20 protein-coding genes and 2 tRNA genes are annotated in these 23,741 nt (G+C 62.2%); 11 read left to right on the top strand and 11 right to left on the bottom strand.

All coding sequences use genetic code 11. From position 1 onward, the window contains the following. Positions 1-3 precede the first annotated feature (3 nt). Genes WH91_RS14150 through WH91_RS14160 form a run of 3 tightly spaced genes read left to right on the top strand, consistent with a single transcriptional unit; the run spans position 4 to position 4,421 of the window. Positions 4-933 carry an electron transfer flavoprotein subunit alpha/FixB family protein gene (locus WH91_RS14150; RefSeq protein WP_046171653.1) on the top strand — a complete coding sequence of 310 codons (930 nt, stop codon included), beginning with the start codon at positions 4-6 and terminating at the stop codon, positions 931-933. A 26-nt stretch (positions 934-959) separates the two neighbouring features. Further along, positions 960-1,817 carry a formyltetrahydrofolate deformylase gene (gene purU, locus WH91_RS14155; RefSeq protein ID WP_046171654.1) on the top strand — a complete coding sequence of 286 codons (858 nt, stop codon included), beginning with the start codon at positions 960-962 and terminating at the stop codon, positions 1,815-1,817. 42 nt (positions 1,818-1,859) lie between these two features. Further along, positions 1,860-4,421: a GcvT family protein gene (locus WH91_RS14160; RefSeq protein ID WP_046171655.1), complete on the top strand. Its 2,562-nt coding sequence runs from the start codon at positions 1,860-1,862 to the stop codon at positions 4,419-4,421. A 152-nt stretch (positions 4,422-4,573) separates the two neighbouring features. On the opposite strand, the gene WH91_RS14165 is transcribed toward WH91_RS14160, so the two are convergent. After that, positions 4,574-4,648 (bottom strand) — tRNA-Lys (locus tag WH91_RS14165). Between the two features lie 91 nt (positions 4,649-4,739). After that, a complete protein-coding gene (locus tag WH91_RS14170; RefSeq protein WP_046171656.1) occupies positions 4,740-5,525 on the bottom strand; it encodes an SPOR domain-containing protein in 786 nt (261 codons plus the stop codon). Positions 5,526-5,665: 140 nt separating this feature from the next. Here WH91_RS14170 and glmU point away from each other — a divergent pair, with 140 nt between their 5' ends. Beyond that, the gene (gene glmU, locus WH91_RS14175; protein ID WP_046171700.1) at positions 5,666-7,024 is read left to right on the top strand and encodes a bifunctional UDP-N-acetylglucosamine diphosphorylase/glucosamine-1-phosphate N-acetyltransferase GlmU; all 1,359 of its coding nucleotides are present in this window, start codon (positions 5,666-5,668) and stop codon (positions 7,022-7,024) included. 1 nt (position 7,025) lies between these two features. After that, complete coding sequence (gene glmS, locus WH91_RS14180) at positions 7,026-8,852, top strand: glutamine--fructose-6-phosphate transaminase (isomerizing) (RefSeq protein WP_046171657.1); 1,827 nt, start codon at positions 7,026-7,028, stop codon at positions 8,850-8,852. Between the two features lie 40 nt (positions 8,853-8,892). Here the strand turns inward: glmS and recG are convergent, their stop codons facing one another. Continuing rightward, positions 8,893-11,031, bottom strand: a complete 2,139-nt coding sequence (recG, locus tag WH91_RS14185) for an ATP-dependent DNA helicase RecG (RefSeq protein WP_244542303.1) — start codon at positions 11,029-11,031, stop codon at positions 8,893-8,895. Between the two features lie 222 nt (positions 11,032-11,253). Here recG and WH91_RS14190 point away from each other — a divergent pair, with 222 nt between their 5' ends. The 3 genes from WH91_RS14190 (at position 11,254) to WH91_RS14200 (ending at position 15,907) form a co-directional block, all read left to right on the top strand. Further along, a complete protein-coding gene (locus WH91_RS14190; protein ID WP_046171658.1) occupies positions 11,254-11,532 on the top strand; it encodes an FAD assembly factor SdhE in 279 nt (92 codons plus the stop codon). Continuing rightward, complete coding sequence (gene mfd / locus WH91_RS14195; protein ID WP_046171659.1) at positions 11,529-15,017, top strand: transcription-repair coupling factor; 3,489 nt, start codon at positions 11,529-11,531, stop codon at positions 15,015-15,017. Before WH91_RS14190 ends, mfd begins: the two co-directional genes overlap by 4 nt. Before the next feature lie 146 nt (positions 15,018-15,163). Beyond that, a complete protein-coding gene (locus tag WH91_RS14200; RefSeq protein WP_052952853.1) occupies positions 15,164-15,907 on the top strand; it encodes an invasion associated locus B family protein in 744 nt (247 codons plus the stop codon). A 130-nt stretch (positions 15,908-16,037) separates the two neighbouring features. On the opposite strand, the gene WH91_RS14205 is transcribed toward WH91_RS14200, so the two are convergent. From WH91_RS14205 to WH91_RS14215, 3 genes are read right to left on the bottom strand one after another with little or no spacing between them, the layout of a single operon-like run. Further along, entirely contained in the window at positions 16,038-17,189 is a 1,152-nt protein-coding gene (locus WH91_RS14205; protein WP_046171660.1) for an FAD-dependent monooxygenase, read from the bottom strand. After that, a complete protein-coding gene (locus tag WH91_RS14210; RefSeq protein WP_046171661.1) occupies positions 17,186-17,650 on the bottom strand; it encodes a DUF6691 family protein in 465 nt (154 codons plus the stop codon). Before WH91_RS14210 ends, WH91_RS14205 begins: the two co-directional genes overlap by 4 nt. After that, positions 17,650-18,102, bottom strand: coding sequence for a YeeE/YedE family protein (locus WH91_RS14215; RefSeq protein ID WP_046171662.1), 453 nt, complete (start codon positions 18,100-18,102; stop codon positions 17,650-17,652). The genes WH91_RS14210 and WH91_RS14215 overlap by 1 nt, the downstream gene beginning before the upstream one ends. Before the next feature lie 182 nt (positions 18,103-18,284). Between WH91_RS14215 and WH91_RS14220 the strand changes: the two genes are divergently transcribed. The 3 genes from WH91_RS14220 (at position 18,285) to WH91_RS14230 (ending at position 20,283) form a co-directional block, all read left to right on the top strand. Then, on the top strand, positions 18,285-19,169 hold the full coding sequence (locus WH91_RS14220; protein WP_082102177.1) for a TerC family protein: 885 nt from the start codon (positions 18,285-18,287) through the stop codon (positions 19,167-19,169). Further along, a complete protein-coding gene (locus WH91_RS14225; RefSeq protein WP_046171663.1) occupies positions 19,166-20,137 on the top strand; it encodes a quinone oxidoreductase family protein in 972 nt (323 codons plus the stop codon). Before WH91_RS14220 ends, WH91_RS14225 begins: the two co-directional genes overlap by 4 nt. Before the next feature lie 56 nt (positions 20,138-20,193). Next, positions 20,194-20,283 (top strand) — tRNA-Ser (locus WH91_RS14230). 65 nt (positions 20,284-20,348) lie between these two features. Here the strand turns inward: WH91_RS14230 and WH91_RS14235 are convergent. Genes WH91_RS14235 through WH91_RS14255 form a run of 5 tightly spaced genes read right to left on the bottom strand, consistent with a single transcriptional unit; the run spans position 20,349 to position 23,740 of the window. Then, on the bottom strand, positions 20,349-21,329 hold the full coding sequence (locus tag WH91_RS14235; RefSeq protein ID WP_244542312.1) for an energy transducer TonB family protein: 981 nt from the start codon (positions 21,327-21,329) through the stop codon (positions 20,349-20,351). A 29-nt stretch (positions 21,330-21,358) separates the two neighbouring features. Continuing rightward, positions 21,359-21,802: an ExbD/TolR family protein gene (locus WH91_RS14240; protein ID WP_046171665.1), complete on the bottom strand. Its 444-nt coding sequence runs from the start codon at positions 21,800-21,802 to the stop codon at positions 21,359-21,361. Then, positions 21,802-22,488 carry a protein TolQ gene (gene tolQ, locus WH91_RS14245; protein ID WP_046171666.1) on the bottom strand — a complete coding sequence of 229 codons (687 nt, stop codon included), beginning with the start codon at positions 22,486-22,488 and terminating at the stop codon, positions 21,802-21,804. The genes WH91_RS14240 and tolQ overlap by 1 nt, the downstream gene beginning before the upstream one ends. A 2-nt stretch (positions 22,489-22,490) precedes the next feature. Beyond that, a complete protein-coding gene (locus WH91_RS14250) occupies positions 22,491-22,916 on the bottom strand; it encodes a hypothetical protein (RefSeq protein WP_046171667.1) in 426 nt (141 codons plus the stop codon). Then, positions 22,916-23,740: a heme ABC transporter ATP-binding protein gene (locus WH91_RS14255; protein WP_046171668.1), complete on the bottom strand. Its 825-nt coding sequence runs from the start codon at positions 23,738-23,740 to the stop codon at positions 22,916-22,918. The genes WH91_RS14250 and WH91_RS14255 overlap by 1 nt, the downstream gene beginning before the upstream one ends. Position 23,741: the final 1 nt, after the last annotated feature.

Below are 23,741 nucleotides of genomic sequence, written 5' to 3' on the forward strand. Positions count from 1 at the left end.
CAAATGGCTATTCTACTTCTCGCTGAACATAACAATGTCACCGTCTCAGAGCTAACGGCGCGTGCGTTGACCGCCGCGTCCCAGATCGGTGCGGAAATCGATATCCTGGTGGCCGGCAAGGTTGCGCAGGGCGCTGCCGATGCGGCCGCAAAACTGGCTGGCGTCCGCAGGGTACTGCTGGCCGAGAGCGATGCGCTGGAAAACCAGCTGGCTGAGCCGCTGGCTGATCTGATCGTATCGTTGGCTGGTGGCTACGACGTGTTCGTGGCGGCAGCGACCACCACGGGCAAGAACGTGTTTCCCCGAGTCGCGGCCCTGCTCGACGTGATGCAGGTCTCCGAAATCGTCGAGGTGGTATCGCCCGACACTTTCAAGCGCCCGATCTATGCCGGCAATGCCATTCAGACCGTGCAGTCCAGCGACGCCAAGAAGGTCATCACTGTTCGTACATCCGGTTTTGCACCGGAGGGCAACGGAGCAGGGGCGCCCGTCGAGGCATTGACTGCGGTCGCCGATCGGGGTCTGTCGGTTTTCCTCGAAAACCGGATTGCCAAGAGCGATCGACCCGAACTGGGTTCGGCCCGCGTGGTTATCTCGGGCGGTCGGGCCTTGGGCTCGTTGGAGAAGTTCCGCGAGGTCATCCTGCCGATTGCCGACAAGCTCGGCGCCGCCGTGGGTGCATCGCGCGCCGCAGTGGATGCGGGTTATGCCCCCAACGACTGGCAGGTCGGCCAGACCGGCAAGATCGTAGCGCCGGACCTTTACATTGCGGTGGGCATTTCCGGTGCTATCCAGCACCTCGCTGGCATGAAGGGCGCCAAGGTCATCGTGGCCATCAACAAGGATGGCGATGCGCCGATCTTCCAGATCGCCGACTATGGCTTGGTCGGTGACCTCTTCGAACTGCTGCCGGAACTTGAACGGCTGCTCTAGGCGTCAATATCATTGGGACATCAACGATGACCGAGAATAAGTTCATTTTGAAACTGAGCTGCCTTGACCAGCCGGGCATCGTTGCGGCCATCACGACCGCACTGGCGGCGCGAGGCGCCAACATCCTTGAATCCAACCAGTTCTGCGACCGCCCGACCAACGAACTGTTCCTGCGGATCGCCTTTGCGGTGCCAGTGGCGACGACCCGCGATATTCTGGAGTTGGCGCTCAAACCGTCAGTCGATCGTTTCGACATGAAGCTCAAGATCGAGGACCTGTCGCGCCGGCCCAAGATCATCATCATGGTCTCGAAATTCGACCATGGCCTGCTCCACATTCTCTACCAGATCAAGGTCGGTTGGCTGAATGCGGAAGTCGCGGGCGTGGTGTCAAACCATGAGGATTCCCGCGCTACCACCGAGCATGAAGGCATTCCTTATCACTATTGGCCGGTAACCAAGGAAAACAAGGCCGAGCGCGAAGAACAGCTGATCGAGCTGGTCAAGGAAACCGGTGCCGAGCTGGTGGTGCTGGCGCGCTATATGCAGGTTCTGTCCAACGACCTGTCGAACCGGCTGTTCGGCATGATCATCAATATCCACCACTCGTTTTTACCGAGTTTCAAGGGTGCCAAGCCCTATCACCAGGCCCATGAGCGCGGCGTCAAATTGATCGGCGCGACTGGGCACTATGTGACGGCTGACCTCGATGAAGGCCCGATTATCGAGCAGGAAACCGAACGCGTCAGTCACGCCATGACGACGGAAGATTTCGTCGCCGCCGGCCGCGATATCGAGTCTCGCGTGCTGGCCCGCGCGGTGAAATTTCACCTTGAGGGCCGGGTGATGCTCAATCATCATCGGACCGTCGTCTTCACTCAGTGATCGCGTAAGCCTTCGACTAGCCCACCAATACGGAGATATTCAATGGCGCCGTTCCCCGAAAAAGCTCGTGTCGTCATCATCGGTCTGGGCGGGATTGTGGGCGCTTCGATCGCGCACCATCTGGTCGAGCGCGGCTGGGACGATATCGTGGGCATCGACAAGTCGGGCATCCCGACCGATATCGGCTCGACCGCCCATGCGTCAGACTTCTGCTACGCCACCAGCCATGATTTCCTGAGCTGCTGGACCACGCTCTATTCCATCGATTTCTTCGACAAGATGGGTCATTACGCTCGCGTTGGCGGCATCGAAGTCGCCCGCGTCGGCGATGATGCCCGCATGGACGAGATTAAGCGCAAGGTCGCGTCAGGCAAGGCGTTTGGCACGCGCGCCCGTCTAATGGACGCGGCCGAAATCAAGCAGAAAATGCCGCTGGTCGAGGAGAGCATGATCCAGGGCGGTCTGTGGGACCCCGATGCGGGCCTGGTCATTCCACGGTCGCAGACGGTTGCCGGCAAGCTGGTGGACCAGGCTGTAAACGCCGGCAAGCTGCAGGCATTCGCCAATACCTCGGCGCGCTCGCTGATCATCGAAGACGGGCGCATCAAGGGTGTCGTCACCGACCGCGGCACGATCATGGCCGACCATGTCATTGTTTGCGCAGGCCTGTGGGGCCGCCTGATCGCCGAGATGGCGGGCGAGGACTTGCCGGTCATGCCGGTGGACCATCCGCTGACCTTTTTCGGCCCCTTCAACGAATTTGCCGATACCGGCGCCGAGATCGGTTATCCGCTGCTGCGCGATCAGGGCAATTCGGCCTATCTGCGCGACACGGGCGATCCGAAGTCTGCCGAAGGCGGCCAGATCGAGTGGGGCTATTACGAAGAGAATAATCCGCGCCTGGCGCATCCTCGCGAGTTGCTGGAAAAGGAGCAGGCACGCCTTTCGCCATCACAGCGCGATCTCGAAATGGAACAGGTCATCGAGCCGCTCGAGCGCGCCATGGAGTTGACGCCGATCCTAGGCGAGCTCGGCTACAACGAGGGTCATTCCTTCAACGGACTGCTGCAGACCACCACCGATGGTGGTCCCTCGATGGGCGAAAGCCAGAAGGTGCGCGGCCTTTGGTATGCCGTGGGCATCTGGGTCAAGGACGGACCCGGCATGGGCAAGCTCATCGCCGACTGGATGACCGATGGCCGCACCTCTATCGATCACAACAAGATCGACTATGCCCGCTTCAGCAGCTTCCAGCTGGAAGAGAAGTTCATCGAAGAGCGCTGCATCGAGACGGCGCGCAAGATTTACAACCCGCCGGTGCATCCACGCGAACCGTTTTCCGGTGGGCGCGGCATCCGCCGCTCGCCGTTTCACGAGCGCGAGAAGGAACTGGGCGGCTACTTCATGGAGCTCGGTGGCTGGGAGCGGGCGCATGGCTACGCGGCCAACGAGCACCTGCTGGAAAAGTATGGCAGCCGCGTCCCGGTGCGCCAGAACGAGTGGGACAACCGCCATTTCTGGCGCGTCTCCAATGCCGAACACCTCGAGCTGACCGAAAACTGCGGCATCATCAATCTCTCTCATTTCGCCATCTGCGATATCGAGGGGCCCGATCATGTCGAGCTGATGGAATGGCTGTGCGCTGCGAAAATCGGCGGTGACGCCAATATCGGCAAGGGCATCTACACCCATTTCCTCGACGCCGAGGGCATGGTCCGCGCTGACTTCACGGTCATCCGCATGGCCGACCGTATCCGCATGGTCAATGGCGCCGATGCCGGTCCTCGCGATTACCACTACATGCGCCGCGTGGCGCAGGACCGTGGGCTCGATGTCACCATCACCGACGTCTCGGAAAAATACATCACGGTCGGCATCTGGGGACCCAATGCCCGCGAAAACCTGAGCAAGTTGCTCGAAGACCCCGGCATCCTGCTGCCGGAGAACTTCCCCTTTGCTGCGATCAAGCCGCTGACCATCGCTGGCAAAGCGGTCACTGCCTTCCGCATTTCGTATGTGGGCGAGCAGGGCTGGGAGCTGCACATGGCCTATAAGGACGGACTTGCCGTCTGGGACGCCTTGCGCTCCACCGGCGTCATCGCGGTGGGTGTCGAAACCTACGCCAATACCCGTCGCATGGAGAAAAGCCTGCGCCTGCAGAATGCGGATCTCTTGACCGAATACAACCTGATGGAAGCCGATCTGGCCCGCCCCAAGGTCAAGGAAGCCGACTTCAGCGGCAAGCAGAAGCATATCGAATACAAGGCGCGCGAGCACCAGCCGGCGATGCTCTGCACACTGATCATGACCGACAATATCGATAGCAAGGGCGTGGCGCGCTACCCGGTCGGTATCATGCCGGTGATGGACCCCGCGACGGGCGAAACGCTGGTGGATGCGTTGGGACGTCGTTCCTTCACCAGCTCGGTCGCCTACGGCCCTACCATCGGCAAGAACATCGCCCTGGCCTACATGCCATGGGACTGGTGCCAGGTGGGCCGTGAAGTGACCCTGGAATATTTCGGCGAAACCTACCCCGCCGAAATCGCCAGCGTCGGCTACAAACCGCTCTACGATCCAGAGAACCTCAAGCCGAGAAGTTGAGGCCAAGCTTTCTTGTCGCCGATCTAGAGAAGTCCGAGACTGCAAAGGCGCGCGGGTAATCCCCGCGCGTTTCGCCATCTGCGGCGCTGCATTAAAGCGTACCGCCGCTCCGCCCGAGGGCGCCGCGTTTCATAACAAAATTTAAGAGAGATTGGTATGCCGGGAGGGGGTCGAACCCTCGACCATTCGATTAAAAGTCGAATGCTCTACCACTGAGCTACCGGCACATGCCTGCGAGGGCAGACGCCTGTTGGCGCTGCGGCGGAACATAGCCACGTTCCCTGTGCTGTCAACCGCAATTGCGCGCAGTTCCGCAGTTCAATAGTCCAGCGGGGTTCCGGCGAACGGGACGGGCATGCAGGCCACCGAGATACGCTCCAGTCGGCCGCACAAAGCGGTGGCTTCTGCAAGCTGGCTGATGGGGCCGACGACGATCCGCTTGTTGCTGCCGTTGGACTCATCCGCCAGCACTGGCGCGAGACCGAACAACAACGGCCCCAGTTTCATATTAAGATCGCGCCATGCCTCTGGCGCCTGGGCCTCATCAATGGCCGGTCCGAGCGCAATCCCATAGGCCTTGGCGCTGGGAGGCGCTGCGGTTGCGATCTGTTGCACTGGAGCGGGCAGGGGCTGGCTGGGCGTTAATGGCAGAAATCCGGCCATCGGCAGCTGGCGCACCACAACCGAGCCACCATCGGCCTCAAAGGCTGTCGACGGCACGCCGCCGATTGCCGAGGTGAGGTTGGAGCGGTCGATCCCAATGCCGCCGGGCGACAGTTCCAACAAGTTTGGCAGGGTGACTTCCAGAGCCCCGACGCGACGTACAACTGCGCTGCTCTGCTGTTCCCCGAGATTGAAGCGGGCGGTCAGCACGCCGTTGTCACGCTGCAAGTTTTGCATCTCCATCCGAAGTTCGACGACTTGGGAGCGCAGCTGGTCGACGGACGCGCCTTCGATCCGCGTCTTGTGCAGCCCGGCAAGCAAGGTTTGCGGCGTCAGCGCGGACACATTGGCGCCCATCACGGCAACAGCAGCCAGAACCAGGGCAACGATGCCCCAGGTGGTGACGTCCGATTGCCGGAACTGTTCCGATGCTTTAGCCAAAGCGAAACCTCGATGGTGCCACAGAATCAGGCGTTACATCCAAGTTCACCATGACGCTGTCGTTACCAATTCGCCAACGCCTGCATGCCATAATATTGTGCAAATACGCCCTATAGAAGTACCGCGCCGGAGAAATGAAGATGACTGAGCTGCTGTCGATCATACTTGCCGCGGGTGAGGGTACGCGCATGCGATCGGCTACGCCCAAGGTCTTACACCAGGTTGGGGGCATGGCTATCATCGCCCATGTGGCGCGGGCGGCACGAGAAGCCGGCTCCACCAGGATCGCCATGGTCACAGGGCCAAAGCATGACGCCATTCGCAGCGCGATCACTGCGGCGCAGCCCGACGTTCATCATTTTGAACAAACGGTAGCCCGGGGTACGGCCCATGCCGCCTCTATGGCGCGTCCGCTGTTCGAAACGGCCGAGGGCTATATTGCCGTCGTTTATGGCGACCACCCGCTGCTACGAGGCGACAATTTCCGTGCCGTGCTCGAGCGGCTGGATGACGGCCTCGATGTTGCCATCCTGGGATTCGAGCCGAAGGACCCGACCGGCTATGGCCGCTTTATTACGGATGGCGAAAAACTCCTGGCCATTCGTGAACACAAGGACGCGTCCGATATCGAGCGGCAGATCGGCCTCTGTAACGCCTGTATCCTGGCGTTCCGGGCAGATGTGTTCCGCGAGCTGATCGACAAGGTCGAAACCAATAACGCGCAGGGCGAGTACTATCTCACCGACCTCGTCGGCCTTGCCAATGCAGCGGGCAAGAAGGTGGGCTATGGCATTGCGCCGGAAAATGACGTCATGGGCGTCAATGATCGCAGCCAGCTGGCCCATGCCGAGGGTCTGTTCCAGGAGCTGCGCCGCTTGGATTTCATGAAGGCCGGCGTGACCCTCAAGGATCCCAAAAGCGTCTGGTTTTCGTATGACACCGAGATCGCCCGCGACGTGACGGTGGAACCCAATGTGGTGTTTGGCCCCGGCGTGGTGATCGAGGAGGGCGCAGTGATCCATGCCTTTAGCCATATCGAAGGCGCCCATATTGGCCGCAATGCCAGCGTCGGTCCGTTCGCGCGGCTGCGGCCCGAGGCGAACCTGCATGAAGGCGCCAAGGTCGGTAATTTCGTTGAGATCAAGAAGGCCGAGATCGGCAGGGGCGCCAAGGTCAGCCACCTGACCTATATCGGCGACGCCACCATCGGCGATAACGTCAATATCGGCGCCGGCGTCATCACGGCGAACTACGATGGCTACAACAAGCACCGTACGGTCATCGGCGACAACGCCTTTATCGGCTCGAACAGTTCGCTGATTGCACCGGTCATGATAGGTGCTGGTGCTCTTGTTGCCAGCGGCAGCGTCATTACGGACGACGTAGAGGCGGATGCCCTGGCGTTGGGTCGTGCACTGCAGGTTGCCAAGCCAGGCAGAGCCAAGGCAATTTTTGAGCGTTTGGCTAAGGTTAAAAAACTGAAGACCGAGGGAAACTAGCATGTGCGGTATTGTCGGCATTGTAGGCAGCGAACCCGTTGCAGCCCGTCTGGTCGATGCGCTCAAGCGCCTCGAATATCGGGGCTATGATAGCGCAGGCGTCGCGACGCTCGAGGGCGGCGACATCGCCCGCCGCCGCGCCGAGGGCAAGCTCGGAAATCTGGCGCAGAAATTGGGCTTCGAGCCGCTGGGCGGCAACATCGGCATCGGCCATACCCGCTGGGCCACCCACGGCGCGCCGACCGAGAACAACGCTCATCCACACGCCACCGACCGCGTTGCCGTGGTGCATAACGGCATTATCGAAAACTATCGCGAGATGCTGGCCGATCTCGCCCAGGACGGTTATCTGCCCAAGACGCAAACCGATACCGAGTCTGTCGCCCTCTGGGTTAGCCGTGAACTGGCCAATGGCGCCGAGCCCGAGCTGGCAGTAGCCCGCACGCTCAAGACGCTCAAGGGCGCCTTTGCGCTGGCCTTTCTGTTCAAGGGCCAGGAAAACCTGCTGATCGCTGCCCGCCATGGCGCGCCGCTGGCTATCGGCTATGGCGCGACCGAAATGTATCTCGGCTCCGACGCAATGGCGCTGGCGCCGTTCACCTCGCGCCTGACCTATCTCGAAGACGGCGACTGGGCGGTCATCACCCCCAATGGCGTCACCATCCGCGACGGCAAGGACGCCATCGTGCAGCGCGAACAGCAGATTTCGCAGGCTTCGGCACTGATGGTGGACAAGGGCAACTACCGTCATTTCATGGCCAAGGAAATCTACGAACAGCCCGAAACCATCTCGCACACGCTGAGCCACTACGTGGACATGGGCGCCGAAAAGGTAGCCATCCGCGAAGTGCTGCCGTTTGATTTTGCCGATCTGAGCCGATTGACCATTAGCGCCTGCGGCACGGCTTATCTCGCTGGTGCTGTGGCGAAATACTGGTTCGAGCGTTATGCGCGGCTTCCTGTCGATATCGATGTGGCGTCGGAATTCCGCTACCGCGAGCCGCCGCTGGAAAAGGGCGGGTTGTCGCTGTTCATCTCGCAGTCGGGCGAAACCGCCGACACGCTGGCGGCACTGCGTTACTGCGCCAGCCAGGGTCAGCATGTGGCATGCCTGGTCAACACGCTGGAATCAACGATTGCTCGCGAATCCGCGGTGGTGTTCCCGATCCTTTGCGGTCCGGAGATCGGTGTCGCCTCAACCAAGGCGCTGACGGCGCAATTGACGGCATTGGCCAGCCTCGCTGTCGCTGCAGGCCGCGCTCGCGGCGTGTTGAGTGCCGAGCAGGAAACCGAATTGGTCCGCGCTCTTGTCAGCCTGCCGACTGCGGTGGCGGAAGCTCTGGGCACTGAGGGCCAGATCATGGACATTGCCAAGCGTCTGTCCAAGGCCAAAGATGTGCTCTATCTCGGTCGTGGCCCAATGTTCCCGATCGCCATGGAAGGCGCGCTGAAGCTCAAGGAAATCAGCTACATACACGCCGAAGGTTACGCGGCTGGTGAACTCAAGCATGGGCCGATCGCCTTGGTCGACGAGGATATGCCGGTCATCGTCGTGGCGCCGTCGGACGAATTGGTCGACAAGACCTTGTCCAACATGCAGGAAGTCGCAGCGCGCGGCGGCAAGATCATCCTGATCACCGATGCCGAAGGTGCGGCGACCGCAGGGCATGGTGTGTCGGACATCATCCTGATCCCGCATGTGTCGAGCTTCGTGGCGCCGATCCTCGCGACGATACCCGTACAGCTGCTGGCCTATCACACCGCCGTTTTCATGGGGACGGACGTCGATCAGCCAAGGAATTTGGCGAAATCAGTGACGGTAGAATAACTCCGGCGTGGCGGGCGGGGATAAGTTTTCCGCCCTGGCGCTAACCGGCCCGGATTAGCGGGATCGCGAGGTCTTTGCGGAAGAGGTAAAGCAGCGTTTGCGCGGCTTCGCCGTCTGGGCCTTTGAGCGCAGGATTGCGTGCTAGCAATGCTTTAGCGTCGTCATGCGCGTAATCCAGTAGGTGCCGATGCACGTCGGGCACGGCGAGCCGATAGCCCGGCATACCCGACTGGCGGGTGCCGAGAACGTCACCCTGGCCGCGTAGTTCAAGGTCGCGTTCGGCGATTTCGAAGCCATCCTCGGTGGATTTGATTGTTTCGAGCCGGGCCTGGGCGGTCAGGCTGAGCGGGTCCTTGTAGAGCAGCAGGCAGGCGGAGCGTTGGGAGCCGCGACCGACGCGGCCGCGGAGTTGGTGCAGTTGGGCGAGGCCGAAGCGTTCGGCGTGTTCGATGATCATGATCGAGGCATTGGGTACGTCGACGCCGACTTCGATGACGGTGGTGGCGACTAGCAGCTTGAGTTCATTGGCAGAAAATCGCTGCATCACTTCCTGTTTGGCGGCGGCGCTCATGCGGCCGTGAACCAAAGCGACCTGATTTCCGAAGACTTTTTGCAGTTCGGCGAAGCGATCCTCGGCGGCGACGACGTCAAGATGCTCGCTTTCCTCGACCAGCGGGCAGACCCAAAAGGCCTGCGCACCTTCGGCTAGACGTGCCTGCAGACGTGAAATGACACGGGGGTAGTCACCGATGGATAGGACTGCAGTATCAATGGGTTGGCGGCCCTTTGGCTTCTCTCGCAGTGTGCTAACCGACATGTCCCCAAAATGCGTCAAAACCAGCGTGCGCGGGATTGGCGTCGCGGTCATCACCAACAGGTCGGTATGCTTGCCCTTGTCGGACAGCGCGAGGCGCTGGTGAACACCGAAACGATGCTGCTCGTCCACCACGGTCAGGCCGAGATTTTGGAACTCGACACCCGACTGGAACAGGGCGTGGGTGCCGACAACAATGGTGGTCTCGCCACTGGCGATTCCGGCGAGCTTGGCGCGGCGCTCCGCTGCAGGCATTTTGCCCGTGAGCAGTTCGCAGCCCAGCCCCGCTAGATCGCACAGCGGCTTCAGCGTCTTGAAATGCTGGCTGGCGAGCAGTTCCGTCGGCGCCATCAGTGCCGATTGCGCGCCGCTCTCGGCGACCGCCACCATCGCCATCAGCGCCACCACAGTCTTGCCCGAGCCCACATCGCCCTGCAACAGCCGCGACATGCGGTCGGGGGAGGCGAGATCTGCGCGGATTTCATCCACGGCCTGCTGCTGCCCCTCGGTCAGCGTGAACGGCAGAGATCTCCGCACCTTTTCCGTCAGGGCCCCGGTGAAGACGCGAGAAATTCCGCTCTCCTTGGTCATGGTCGAGCGGATCAGTTGCAGCGTGATCTGGCCGGCCAGATATTCGTCATAGGCCAGCCGCATGCGGGCAGGTGACCATAGTTGCGCTTCGTCCGGATTGGTCGGCAGATGGACCATACGCATGGCGTAGACGAAGCTCGGCCATTTCCGCTGCGCCATCGTATCGGCGTCGATCCACTCGGGGATTTCGGGCATGCTGTCGACCACCTGCCGCACCAGCTTGCCCAGCGCCTTGGAACTTAGCCCCTGGGTCAGCGGGTAGACTGGCTCGACCAGCGGCAGGGTCGTGAATTTGTCCTCCTCGACGATATAGTCGGGATGGGTGATCTGCTTTTCACCGTTGAAAAAGCCGATGGTGCCGGAGACGTAACGCTCCTCACCGATGGGCAGCGCCTTCTCGACCCAGCCGCCTTGTGCCCGGAAAAATACCAGCTGCATCTCGCCAGTCTCGTCATGGGTAAACACCCGATGCGGCACATGGGCCTTGCCCTGCGGCGGCGGTTGGTGCCGGTCGATATGCAGCTTCAGCGTCACGATCTGATTGAGATAGGCTTCGGCAATGCCGACTTGCCGGCGCCGGTCCACCACCCCCGATGGCATATGCATCAGGATATCGAGCGCAATGGCTTCCTGGCCGTCCGGCGCACCGAAAAACCGCGTCAGCAGGGCAGCCAGCTTGTCGCCGACACCCTTGATCGAGTGCAGCGAGGCAAACAGCGGCGATAGGCTTTCGGGACGCGACAGGGTGATTCTCCTCGGATGGGAAAATGGCACGCATGGTCCGGTATCGCCACATCCTCGGTGTCATCCCGGCGCAGGCCGGGACCCATCCTGAAGTCTTTCAACCGTCACTGCCGGATCAGTCATCTCAGGATGGGTTCCGGCCTTCGCCGGAATGACATCGCGTTTTGAACTATCCATGGGCTGACAACCCTCCAAAAGCCGCGTAAACAATGCGACCAAATCAAGAACGAATTTAGGATCATGGTGCGTCAAATGACTGCCGGTGAAGATATTTCCGTGCGGCGCAAGAAGCTTCGGTACCGCGCCTGGCACAGGGGTACCAAGGAGATGGACCTCATTTTGGGGCCCTATGCCGATGCGCATACCGAAGCGCTGGACGAAGCTGGGCTCGATCGGCTCGAAGCGCTGGTGAACGAAGAAGACCCGCCGCTTCTCAAATGGGTGATGGGCCAGGAAGAGCCGCCCGAAAATATCGATCGCGGGTTCCTAGCCGAAGTGATTGCCGACCATTCTGCAAGATTGGCCAGATGAACGAACTTGCCCCGCAGCAGCGCCCGACGCGTACTATCGCCAATGTCCCCGACGGCATGCAGCCCATGGTGCTGGCGCGCCTGGTGCAGCAACGCATCGAGGCTGCGCCGGATGATACGGCCAGCTTAGTCTTCGTGGCGCGCGACGGTCGCCGTTTGCAGCGCATGGCGGACATCCTTACCGCAATGCTGCCGGGCCACACTGTGCTGACGCTGCCGGCCTGGGACTGCCTGCCCTACGACCGTGTGTCGCCCAACAACGTCACCATCGCGGCCCGGATGAACACGCTGGCGGCGCTGACCAGCGGGGCCAAGGGGGCAGTGGTCCTCACCGCCGTCAACGCACTGATCCAGCGGGTGCCGCCGCGCGACGTGGTGGAAACCATGTCGTTTTCGGCAATTGCCGGTCGCATCGTCGATAGCAACAAGCTGATCGCCTGGGCTGCCAACAACGGCTACCTGCGGGTGCCGACGGTGCGCGAAAGCGGCGAATATGCCGTGCGTGGTGGTTTGGTTGACCTGTTTCCGGCCAGTGCCGAGGCGCCGTTGCGCTTTGACTTCTTCGGCAGCCAGCTCGAATCCATCCGCACCTTCGATGCCGACAGCCAGCGCACCACCGGGACGCTGAAAAGCATCGCGCTGACGCCGATGAGCGAGGTGGTGCTGACTGACGACACCATCAAGCGCTTTCGCCAGAACTACACCGCGACCTTTGGTGGCAACACCGTCGATGACACCTTGTATGCCTCCGTCAGTGGCGGTTCGCGTTACTCGGGCACCGAGCACTGGTTGCCGTTCTTCTACCAACATCTCGATACGCTGTCGGACTATGTCGGTGACGCGCCCTTCATCTTCGACGAGCAAGCCGCCGAGGCCTATGCCGACCGCGTGGCGCAAATCCGCGACTATTACGATGCCCGCGAGGCCGCGCGCTTGATGCCAGTCGTGGCCGGCACCGGCGCGCCGTATAAGCCGGTGAAGCCAGAGCTGCTTTATACTGTCGATCAGCATCCCTATGCGCTGGCCGGCGCCTCCACGGTTCAGCTCAGCCAGTTCATGGCGCCCAATACCAAGGCGTCGGATGATGCCGGCGGCCATATCGCGCCAACCTTTGCAGCCGAACGGCAGGCGACCGATACCAACCTGTTCCAGTCTGTGGTCGATCGGTTGCTGACCGAGCGCCGCAATGGCCGCCGCTCGATCGTCGCCTGCTGGAGCACGGGCACCCGCGACCGCATGGTGCAGGTGCTCAAGGACCACGGCCTGACCAATCCGCGCATGGCGGAAAATTGGCGCGACGCCGAAACCACCAGCGCCGCCACGACCTCGCTTGTCGTGCTGCCGCTGGACACTGGCTTTGAGACCAAGGACCTGTTGGTTCTCAGCGAACAGGACATTCTCGGCGAACGCATCCTGCGCCCCCAGCGCAAGAAGAAAGCATCGGACGCGCTGACCGAGGCGGCAAGCCTTGGGGCGGGTGATCTCGTGGTTCACGTCGATCACGGCATCGGCCGCTTCCTCGGGCTCAAGGTTATCGAGGCCGGCGGCGCGCCGCATGAATGCGTCGAGCTGGAATATGGCGGCGATACCAAGCTGTATCTGCCAGTTGAAAATATCGAGCTGCTGACGCGTTACGGGACCGACGACGGCCATGTGACGCTGGACAAGCTGGGCGGCGTCGCCTGGCAGGCCAAGAAGGGCAAGCTCAAGAAGCGCATTCGCGAAATGGCGGAGCAGCTCATCAAGATCGCGGCGGCGCGCCTGCTCACCAAGGCCGACGTGGTCGAGATCAATCCGGGCGCCTATGACGAATTTGTGGCGCGTTTCCCCTATGAGGAAACCGAAGACCAGATGGCGGCCATTGCGGCGGTGTTCGATGACGTGACCTCGGGCCGTGTCATGGACCGGCTGGTGTGTGGCGACGTCGGCTTCGGTAAGACCGAAGTGGCGCTTCGTGCGGCTTTTGCCGTCGCCCTCAGCGGCAAGCAGGTTGCCGTCGTGGTGCCTACGACGCTGCTGTCGCGCCAGCATTACAAAACCTTTGCTGAACGATTCGTCGGTCTGCCGGTGCGCGTACGACAGGCTTCGCGCATGGTCGGTTCTGCCGAGCTCAAGGCGACCAAGGAAGGCCTGGCCGATGGTCAGGTCGATATCGTCATCGGGACCCATGCGCTTTTGTCCAAGACCATCAAGTTCAAGGACCTAGGCATGGTGATCGTCGACGAGGAACAGCACTTCGGCGTCGGCCACAAGGAGCGCCTCAAGGAGCTCAAGGCCAATGTGCACGTGTTGACGCTGACGGCGACGCCGATCCCGCGCACGCTTCAACTGGCGCTGACCGGCGTTCGTGACCTGTCGCTGCTGGCGACGCCGCCGGTGGATCGTCTTGCTATCCGCACCTTCATAGCGCCGTTCGACGCGCTATCGATCCGCGAGGCGCTGCTGCGCGAAAAGTATCGTGGCGGGCAGAGCTTTTATGTGGTGCCGCGCATCAAGGACCAGCACGAGATCGCCGAGTTCCTCAAGGCGCAGGTGCCGGAAGTCAGCTTCGTAGTAGCCAATGGTCAGATGGCGCCGGCCGAGCTCGACGACACCATGAATGCGTTTTACGACAACAAGTTCGACGTGCTGGTGGCAACGACCATCGTGGAATCGGGTCTCGACATTCCCAATGCCAATACGTTGATCGTGCATCGCGCCGACCATTTCGGCTTGGCGCAGCTGTATCAGATCCGTGGCCGTATCGGCCGGGCCAAGGCCCGTGCCTATGCGCTGTTCACGGTGCCTTCTGACAAGAAGCTTACCGACACGGCTGAGCGCCGCCTTGGCGTGCTGCAATCGCTCGAAAGCCTCGGCGCAGGCTTCCAGCTGGCCAGCCATGATCTCGATATCCGCGGCGCAGGGAACCTGCTGGGCGACGAACAATCGGGCCATATCCGCGAGGTCGGGTTCGAGCTGTATCAGTCGATGCTGGAAGAGGCTGTGGCCAATTTAAAGAATGGCGACGAAGACTACGAGGACAAGAACGAGTGGAGCCCGCAGATTTCGCTGGGCATGCCGGTCATGATTCCCGAGCATTACATTCCCGACCTGCAGGTGCGCATGCAACTGTATCGCCGCTTAGGCGATCTCACCGATATTCGCGATATCGACGCTGCTGGCGCAGAATTGATCGACCGTTTCGGCTCGCTGCCGGAAGAGGTTGAGGCCCTGCTCAAGGTGATTTTGGTCAAGGCGCTATGTCGCCAAGCCAATGTCGAAAAGGTCGATGCTGGTCCCAAGGGCGCGGTTATCTCGCTGCGGAACAACGAATTTCCCAATCCCGGCGCCCTTGTCAGACTGGTCAGCGACCCGGCAAACCAGGTGCGTATCAAGCCCGATCAGAAGCTTGTGTTTGCCCGCAACTGGCCGACGCCGAACGATCGCTTGAAGGGCGCCGCGGCAATCCTGTCGCGCATGGCCAAGCTCGCCGAAAATGCGGCATGAACCATACGCATCAACCCTGTCTCGCCATAATCCTTTTGCAAGGTGTATTGGTCATGTTATTGCCCGAATTCAGCATTTGAAGGGCAGTTGGAAATTCAAGGTGGCATCAAGCTGCCGGGACCGCCCAAAGAAGCCAAGGAAATTCTATGAACTTCAGGAAACCTCTCGTCGCCGGTATTGCGGTGGCTGCGCTCATGCTGTCCCCGCTGTCGGCTTTCGCTCAGGAAGCCGCTCCTGCCGCGCCCGCAGTCGAAGCACCGGCCGCTGAGGCACCTGCCGTAGACCCTGCCGCTCCTGCTGCAGCGCCAACTGCAGCCGATGCCGCCGCTGCCGGCCAGAACTGGCTCAAGGTCTGCGATCCGCTGCCCGATGGGCAAAAGGCCTGCATCATGCGCCAGGTCGTTCTGGCCAATGGCCAGTTTCTTGGCTCGTTCCTGTTGCGTGACGATCCCGGGCAGGAAAGCCGCCTGCTCGCCGTTGCTGCCGTTCCGCTCGGTGTGCTGCTGCCGTTCGGCCTGACCTGGCAGATCGATGGCGCCAAGCCGATCCGTGTGCCCTACATGCTGTGTGACCCAACCTCCTGCGCCACGCAGCTGGTGATCAACGAGCAGTATGTGAACTCGCTCAAGAAGGGCGGCGTGCTCAAGCTCACCGCCAAGAACCGCCAGAACCAGGACTTGACCATCGACATCACGCTGGCCGGTTTTACCTCGGCCTATGATGGCGATGCTGCGCTGACCTTCGACGAATTCCGCCAGGAAACTTCTGGCGAGAACGCGCTTGAGCAGGTTCTTCAGGATCGCGCCGAAACCCTGCGCCAGCAGCTCAACGGTGATGCACCGGCTCCGGCTGCCGGCACCGAGACCCCGGCGGCTCCCGCTACGCCGTAAAGCACTGGCCGATATTTGAATGACGAAGGGCGCAGGTGACTGCGCCCTTTTTGTTTTTTGGGTTGGCACGCCTGCGCTCGCACTGCCGCTAAGGGCGTCTGCAACGATCTCTAAAGGAGAGGCCGTGGCGCTATCGGCGTCCCATGCCTACAGCAAAGGCTTGCTTGCGCAGGACTGGGGCAAGCTTCAGCGCCCACAATCCGCCTGCGCGGAGCGCCTGGGCTGGGATCATCTCAGCGAGCAGTGAGCGGAACAGGGTGTCCACCATGCCGCCGGTGCGCGCGAGATCGCTGGTGCGGCGGGCGGCATAGTCCTGGCTGAGGTTGATGGCCCAATCCGGTGCCGCGCGGTCGTTGGTGGCGAGTGCTGCGGCAAGGTCCGCCACATCGCGCAGCCCCAGGTTTAGCCCCTGCGCGCCGATGGGCGGGAAGGCATGCGCTGCTTCGCCGACCAGCACCACGCCGTCGGCCCCGGCAGAGTCGACGTTCAGCGTGCTGAGCGGGAAAACGAAGGCCGGACTAGCGAGTTTGATGGCGCCGAACAATCGCTGTGATTTCTCCAGCAGCGTGGCGTTCAACTGTTCAGGCCCGCTGTCCTTGGCCGCCGTCAGTACGGCATGGTCATCGATCCACACCAGGTTGGCGCGCTTGCCGCCTGCCGGGACCAGGGTGAATGGCCCTTGCGGGTAGTGAAACTCTACCGACGTGCCGCCAATTGCCCGGCCGAGGTCGAGATCGCACACCAAGGCGGACTGGCTGAACGCCGTTTCCCTCGCCCGCAGGCCAGCGGTTTCGCGCACCAGTGACTTCTTGCCATCCGCGCCCACGATCAGTGGAGCGCTCAGGCGCGAGCCGTCGCTGAGTGTGACTGTCGTTCCATCCAGATCGGCAACGCCAATGTCGCGGGTTTCGAGATTGGCCAACGTTGCAGCGACGGCATGAAAGCGCTCCATCAGCCGCATATTGGCAAAGTTCCAGCCGAATGCATCGAGGCCAGCCTCGCTGGCGTCGAACAGCGTCTCGGGCGCCCGGATCAGGCGGCCCGTTGCGTCGATGATGCGGATCTGGGTCAAGGCATGGCCGATCTCGGCCGGATCGTCGACCAGACCCACGCTGGCCAGGAAATCCACACTAGGCATCATCAGCGCCGAAGTGCGCCGATCCGGTGGGCCGGACGGCGCGAGATGGACGGTTTTCAGCCCGGCCTGTGCCAGGGCAATCGCCGCCGCCACACCGGCCAGTCCACCACCGACCACGATGGCATCTGCGTCATGGGACGTCATAGTACATTCACCAGGCGTTGGCTGCTCGGCAGGATGAAGCTGCCGGCAAACGAGCCGGCGAACATGGCGACGAGGAATATCCAGAGATTGTCCGGCAGGAAGGCGATCAGCGAAATCGCCGGACCAGGGCAGATGCCCGCCATGCCCCAGCCGATGCCGAACATTGCCGCCCCGGCGACCAGGGGGGTATCGATCTTCGTCGATGCCGGCTCGTGAAAGCTGCTGTCGAACAGGGGCGCCTGCCGGCGTTTTCCGAGCTGCACGGCGATGAACATCACGATAATCGCCGGGCCGATGACGAAGGCCAGGCTGGGGTCCCAGCCACCGCTCGGGATGGCGCCGAAATCGAGGAAGCGCAACACTTTCAGCGGATCGACCATCTGCGACACATAGAGACCGGCGCCGAATAGTGAACCACTCAGCGCGGCCGTTGCGAGATAGGGGAGCTTGAGGCTAGCCATCACACCACCCCCGTCACGGCGACGGTGATGATGGCGACGCCGAAGAACACCACTACAGCGACCAGCGAGCGCAGCGACAGTCGTGCCAACCCGCACACGCCATGCCCGGAGGTGCAGCCATTGCCGACCTTGGTGCCGATGCCGGTCAGCAGTCCCGCAATCGCCAGCCAGACCGGCGTCGGCAAGCCCAAGGCAGCCGGCGCCTTGACCAGTCGGGCGGCCACATCACCACCCACGCCGAGGCCGGGAAACAGTTTTGCCGCCGCAAATGTCGTCGCCACCAGTGCGACGAGGAACACCAGGCGCCAGACCACAGTCTGGGCCGGTGGAAGCAATTGGCCGAAAATTCCGGAGATGCCGGCAATACGACCATTGCCGAGCCAGAGCACGGCGGCCGCGAGGCCGATAAGGCTGCCACCGAGGGCAGCAGAGAGCGGGGTGAACGATTCCATGACGACACTCGTTTTGGTTACCTTGCTGAGATTATCACCCGCTACGATGATGAAGCCAGCGTTGCGACGCCCGCCTTATGCTGCGGAACGCCGCAGTTGGAGGAAAACTCTGCTGCTATGCCTTTCGCTGACGACAGGCTCTGATTAGATAGCTGACCTAGAGACTCGAAATGGAGCCGACAATGCTTGAGCTGCTGGCAGATCCCAATGCCTGGATCGCCTTCGGTACTCTCACGATCATGGAGATCGTGCTGGGCATCGATAATATCGTCTTCATTTCGGTGCTGGTGTCGCGCCTGCCCAAGGAGCAGGCCGATCGGGCCCGCAAGATCGGTCTGGCGCTGGCGCTGGTGTTCCGCATCCTGCTGCTGCTGGTCATTTCCTGGATCATCAGCCTGACCCAGCCCGCCGTTTCCGCCTTCGGCCTCGACCTGTCGTGGAAGGATCTGATCCTGATTGCCGGTGGTGCCTTCCTTGTCTACAAGGCTACCCATGAAATGCATGCGGCCATCGAGGAACCGCATGAAAACGATATGGGTCGGAAGGCCAGTGCGGTTTTTGCCGCCATTATCGGCCAGATCATCGTCATCGACATGGTGTTCTCGATCGATTCGATCGTAACGGCCGTGGGCATGGCCGACGACGTCGAAGTGATGATTGCCGCGGTCATCGTCGCGGTTGGCGTGATGTTCGTTGCGTCCGGTCCGGTCGCCAAGTTCGTCGCCGACCACCCGACCACCAAGATGCTGGCGCTGGCCTTCCTGCTGCTGATCGGCGTTTCGCTGGTGGCCGATGGCCTCGGCTTCCACATTCCGAAGGGCTACATTTACGCGGCCATGGCATTCTCCGTCCTGGTTGAGGCCATCAACATCACTGCCTCTGGGCGCAAACGGACCAAGAACGGCGGCACACACGTCCAGGTAGCGCCGTTCACCGGGCAAACCGGTGCGGTCGACGGCAGCACGGGCGTAGCGGCGGTGAAGAAGACCACGCCCAAGTCCACCCCGGCCGCTCGGGCTCAGGCTCGGCCGAAGTCGGCGCCGCGCAAGCCGCGGACGCCGAAATGACCCGGGCCGTCGTCGTCCACCACACTGGTGGACCCGACGTCCTGACAGTCGAGGACTGGCCATTGGCCAGTCCTGGGCCGGGGCAGGTCGCCCTCAGGCAAACTGCCATCGGCCTTAACTTCATCGACACCTACCAGCGCTCGGGCCTCTACCCGGTGCAGACGCCGTTTGTCGCCGGTAGCGAAGGCGCCGGGATCATAACGGCGCTTGGCGATGGGGTCACAGGCCTCAAGGTCGGCGACCGCGTCGCGTATCAGGGCCAGCTTGGCGCCTATGCCGACGAACGTATCGCCGCTGCCGACAAGCTGGTGCCGATTCCTGATGGCATCAGTGACCAGGCCGCCGCCGCGATCATGCTCAAGGGTCTCACGGCCTACTACCTGCTGTTCAAGACCTGGCCAGTCGCCAAGGACGAGACAATCCTCTGGCACGCCGCAGCCGGCGGCACCGGGTTGATCGCCACGCAATGGGCCAAGTCGCTTGGCGCCACGGTTATCGGCACGGCGGGCAGCGACGACAAGGTCGCGCTGGCCAAGGCGCATGGCTGCGATCATGTCATAAACTACAACACCGAAGACTTTGCCGCCCGTACTCGTGAGCTGACTGGGGGCAGGGGCGTCTACGTGGTCTATGACGGCGTCGGTAAATCGACCTTCGAAAAATCGCTCGATTGCCTGCGCCCGCGTGGCCTGATGGTCACCTTTGGCAATGCTTCGGGCGTGGTCAGCATTCCTGATATCACGGTGTTATCGCGCAAGGGCTCGCTCTACGTTACCCGCCCCACCAGCGCACACTATTTCCAGACCCGGGATGAACTGCTCGAAGGCGCCTCCAAGCTTTTCGCCGCCGTCCAGAGCGGCGCCGTCAAGGTCGAGATCGGTCGTACCTTTCCGCTCAGCGAAGCCGCCAACGCGCATCGCGCGCTCGAAGGCCGCGAGACCACGGGCTCTGTCGTCCTGCTGCCATAAACCCTTGTGCGTCGGGCTGGACAGCCCGGCACACTATCGCTAAACGCTCAATCGACGGGTAGGTGGCAGAGCGGTTGATTGCTCCGGTCTTGAAAACCGGCGAACGTGAAAGCGTTCCGGGGGTTCGAATCCCTCCCTACCCGCCAAACCCTCAAATTCCGCTCGCCCAGGTAGCGCAGCTCCTGCGGCGTTTCCTAGAAAGCGGCCCGCGCTAGCCGCCGAATGCCAAGGGCACATCGAACGTCCATGACGATCGATTGGCGGCGCTTGGAATGACGGGGAAGGGGGCGGCGCGGCTGACGGTCGCGAGGCCGGCTTGATCGACTGCACCGTTGCCTGATGATCGGCCGATGCCAAGGTCGGTGACCTGGCCATTGGCGAGGACGGTGAACCGCACGACGACTTCGCCGCGTGGGCCGCTATTGCTGCGCAGGGCCCGGCGCAGCTTGCGCAGCACATCGCTGGGATATTTGGCGACTTCGGCATCGCCGCCATTTCCGGAGCCGACCTGCTGCGCGTTGCTGCCGGCAGAGGCTGCCGCGTCGGCATCGTTGGCGCCGCCATTGCCGGCGGTGCTGGGCGGTGGAGTGGCAGCCTGGCGCGGGGCTTGTTGCTGGGGTTGTGGCTTCGGCTGTGCCTTTGGATAGGTCGGCGTGCTGGTGCGCGGCCGGCTCAAGGTCTGGGGAACCGGCGCCATTTTCACGTCTTCGCTGCTAACGGGCTCAAGCGGCTCGGACGGTGTCGCAGCGACCGGCTGGCTGGTCAGGGTGCTGACGGCCGTCGAACTCAGGGCCGCAACTTCGGTTGTGGTCTCGACTGGCGTTGCCGCCTCGGGCTGCGGCTCGACCACCTCCGGCGGCGGCGGTGTTTCGGCCGGCTCGGCGGTCTCGGGCGGCAGGGGATCGACGGCGGTTTCGCTGACCGGCTGCTGGGTCTCGGGTTCTACCGCCTCAACGGCCTCGGTAATGGGCTCGACGGTTTCAGATTCGACCGGATCGAGTACCGGCGTCGATGCTACGGAGCCGGAGGACACCAGATTGGCCGTCGAATCGCTCTGCACGACTTTGGTGGCATTGGCCGAAACCGAGGCCATGGTGACGATGCTGACGCTGACAGCTTCAGCGGCGGGCGCGTCCTCGGCCTCCGGCCAGGCAAAGCCGACCAGAGCAACGCCGAGCACTGCCGCATGCACCAATAAAGATCCTGGAAGAGCGCGACGCATTAGGGGCTCGACTGCCGCTCAGTGATGAGACCGATCTGGCCATATCCGGCAGCGGAAAGAGCTCCCATGACTTCCATGATGGCGCCATAGGCGGCGGTCGCGTCACCGCGCACGTAGATCCGCTCGTCGGTGCCTTTGACTGCAAGAGCCTCGACCGAGGACACCAGCGTCGGCAACGTCACCGCGTCACCATCTATGGAAATAGCGCCGTCCGGCGTCACGGTGACAGTGATTGGCTTGCGCTCGAACGGCATCGCCTGCGCCTGGGTTTGCGGCAGGTCGACCGGCACACCCATGGTCATCAGCGGCGCTGCCACCATGAACACGATCAGCAGCACCAGCATGACGTCGACCATCGGGGTGACGTTGATATCGCTGATCGCGGCCTTGCGGGCCCGGCCGCGACGCCGGCCGCCCTTGGCGCCGCCTATTGACATGGCCATCAGGCTTTTCCTGCGTCGAGCTGGCGTGACAACATGGCGACCAGCCGGTCGGCAAAGGCTTCAAGCCGGCCAATCAGCTTGCCGGCATCGGCGTTGAGCTTGTTGTAGGCAATCACGGCGGGGATTGCGGCAAGCAAGCCCAGCGCCGTTGCCAGCAGGGCCTCGGCAATGCCCGGTGCCACTACGGCCAAGCTAGTGTTTTCAGCTGAGGCAATGGCGGTGAAGGCATTCATGATGCCCCAAACAGTGCCAAACAGGCCGATAAAGGGACCTGCGCTGCCGATGGTCGCGAGGACGCCGAGGCGTTTTTCCAGCTCGGCACTTTGTTCGTTGACGGCGAGGTCCAGCGCAATCTCAAGCCGGCTTTGCAGCCCGCCGGAGGTCGCCGCCTGTTGGGCATGGCTTTTGTCCCATTCGTCCATGGCGGCCAAGAACACCGCGGAAAGCCCGCTGGCGTCGGTTCCGGCATAGTCGCCGCGCAGCTCGGCCAGCGGCTTGCCCGAGGCAAAGGCGCGATCGAAGGCTGCCATGTCGCGGCGGGCCTTGGCATAGGTCGAGACGCGGTTGGCAATGATCGCCCAGCACCAGATCGAGGCCAGCAGCAGGCCGATCATGATGGACTTTACGATCCAGTCGGCCTGTAGAAACAGGGCCAGCATCGAAAAGCTATGCGCGGAGGTTTCCATGCTTAGACGCCAAACACGATGTCGAGGCGCGTGCTGGTCTTGAGCGCATCGAGGCAGATTGTTGGAGGCGTGATCTCGCCTTCGCAGGCGCTGATGTCATTGACCAGCACGCGACCGAGGCTGTCGCATTGGAGGCCTGTGAGCTGGAACTGCAGCACCTTGGTCTTGCCGTTGCTCAGGTTTTTGAAGTCGAGCGTGACGATGCGATCGATGGCGCCCCCGGTATCGAACAGCGCCAGTTCCACCGCCGCCCGATCCAGTTGGCCGCCCAACTGGTTGGTGGCGAGAAAGCTGACGCGGCAGCCCGTTTCGGTCGATTGCAGCGCATTGAGCTCAAGCGCGAACGAGGGTGTCGCAGTTTCCTGCGCAACAACGGGCGACACGAGCATGGCGAGGCCCAGCAGGGCGGCAATGGGGCGATTGGTCATCAGGCAACCTTGGTGAAATGGGCGGGCGCGCTGTGGCGACCGGCGGATTGGGGAAGTACAAAAGGCATGCCGGGGGGCGGCGTGGCGCCAACGCTGAGGCGGCAGTCGAATACCTCGGCAATGATATCGTCGGTCAGCACCTGTGCAGGCGTGCCGTATCCGGCGACCTCGCCCTCGCGCAGCGCAACGATGCTGTCGGCATACATTGCCGCGAGGTTTAGGTCGTGCAGGATGGCGATGACGCCGCCGCCGGCATCGGCAAAGCGGTGCGCCACATCCATGATCATCAACTGATGCTTGACGTCGAGGCTGGAGACTGGCTCGTCGAGGAACAGGTAGCGCGGCGCGCCGTCGAGAACCGGGGTCCAGACTTGGCAGAGCACCCGCGCCAGTTGCACGCGCTGCTGCTCACCGCCTGAAATCTCGCCATAATAGCGTCCGCCGAAACCGGCGAGATCGACAGCGGCAAGCGCCATTTCGGGCAGCCGCTTGTTCATGCTCAGCGGCACGCCGGAGCGGCCGGCGGTCAAGCCCATGGCGACCACTTCGTAGACCGTGAAGGGGAATGGCAGGCTGCTGGATTGCGGCAGTACGGCGCGCAGGGCGGCGGCCTCGATGGGTGTCATCGTGGTCAGGTCGCGGCCGTTGATGCTGACGCTGCCGGTATAGGCATTGTCGCGGCAGATCGCCTTCATCAGCGTCGATTTGCCCGAGCCGTTGGGACCGATGACTGCCGTGATGGCACCCGCCGCCGCCGAGAAGGAGACGTCGTGCAGAATGCGGCGATTGCTCAGGCTGACCGAAAGTTCGCTAACCTCAATCATG

The sequence above is a fragment of the Devosia psychrophila genome (assembly GCF_000971275.1).
In the GTDB taxonomy this organism is placed as follows: Bacteria; Pseudomonadota; Alphaproteobacteria; order Rhizobiales; family Devosiaceae; genus Devosia; species Devosia psychrophila.